Annotated in this window: 2 protein-coding genes; both read right to left on the reverse strand. The window is 57.4% G+C overall.

Translation table 11 applies throughout. The annotated features are described in order from the left end of the window. Positions 1 to 963 (reverse strand): hypothetical protein (locus tag DWU98_RS21490; protein ID WP_230474991.1); only part of this gene is annotated, 963 nt, incomplete at its 3' end. A gap of 73 nt (positions 964 to 1,036) precedes the next feature. Then, a complete protein-coding gene (locus DWU98_RS21495; RefSeq protein WP_115497622.1) occupies positions 1,037 to 1,255 on the reverse strand; it encodes a hypothetical protein in 219 nt (72 codons plus the stop codon). Positions 1,256 to 1,405 lie beyond the last annotated feature (150 nt).

Genomic DNA, 1,405 nt, shown 5'->3' on the forward strand with positions numbered 1-1,405 from the left:
CGGATAGACCGGCTGCAACGACATCTGTTCGCGTTGGCGTGCCTCGTATTCCTCCAGCTCCTCCGATGTCGAGGGCCAGTCACGGTCGAAGGTGATTGGAATCCGCTTGCCAGTATCGGAATGGAAATTCACACGTCCCATGCTTGGCGATACGTCGGGAGCATGAACGGAGGCGTTCACCACGACGTTGAACATATAAGTGCCGCGCGTGAATTTCTCATCCGGCAGCGTCAGGAATTTGAAGACCACGCTGCCCCTGGCCGGAACCACGACCTTGCCATCCGGAAACTCCGATTGATTGACCAGCGGCAAGCCCGCCAGGCTGGCACCCCAGACCGCTGCCTTGTCATCAACTTTTCCTCCGCCGAAATCCAGTTGGTAGCCCATCACGGTCGACCATTTATCCGGGGTATCCATCATGATCGGGTAGTACCCGCTATTGATGAGTCGGATCGACACGAGGAATTTGCTCCTCAACCTCTCGACATTCACTACCTCGGCATCAAGCCGGACTACGGTACGGCTCTCCCGCAGATAAGCACTCCTTGTCCGCCAAAAAAAGTCCACTAGCGTGTCGGCCAGTGCACTCGGCAATTGATATATGGGACCCTGGTAGTGCACGTGCTTACCTTGCCGTAGGCAGTCAACGTCATACAGACGAGGGGGGTCGATTCTAGGTAGCTCGTCCCTGGGTCCTGCTTCAACCGCTTCGCAAAGCTGGCGGTGAATGTCGTGCGCTAGCTTGAGATCGTCAGGCGAAAGCCTGGCGTCGAAGATACCCACGCCATGCAGATTCATATCCTCGCTCGTATCGAACCGTCCGATGCGAAGTTTCCCCGAGAGCCACGCGCTTACGGTATTCATGCCGTAGTTCATGCCACCCAGTCCGTAGACGCCAAAACCCTCACCAGTGCCACCAACATTGAGCTCGTTGTCCGCTGCATTAACCCGAACATTCGACATCGTCACTACTCCAAGGAACATAAACACCGCGACCGCGAAACGCGCGGGTAGACTGCGCGCCCTGCATGCCGATTTATTCCGGCGCATAGCCGATCCTCCATTTCCTGTGCGTCAACGTGCAGAAGTGCCGCCGGACATATTCAAGGTAGTACGGTTGCACCAGCGCGTTCGGTGCGGCGTCGCTCTGCATGGAGAGACGCTTATTCGCGCCATATCCCATCACATTGTCCGCAGAACGCATCTGCCAGACCGGTTGCCCCGTGAAGCGCACGCACGCCTCGAAATAGCGCATCGTTCGGTGGCACTACGGCATGCTCATACCCCAATCCATTCCCACATCACCATGTCGCGCCCACCCTCGCTGATCACTCGTGACGGCGGCAGCGGCTCGCCTGCGCGCCTGCGAATCACTTCACTCAAGCCATCGTCGTAGGAAACGATC

The organism is Dyella monticola (assembly GCF_003363155.1).
Lineage (GTDB): Bacteria > Pseudomonadota > Gammaproteobacteria > Xanthomonadales > Rhodanobacteraceae > Dyella_B > Dyella_B monticola.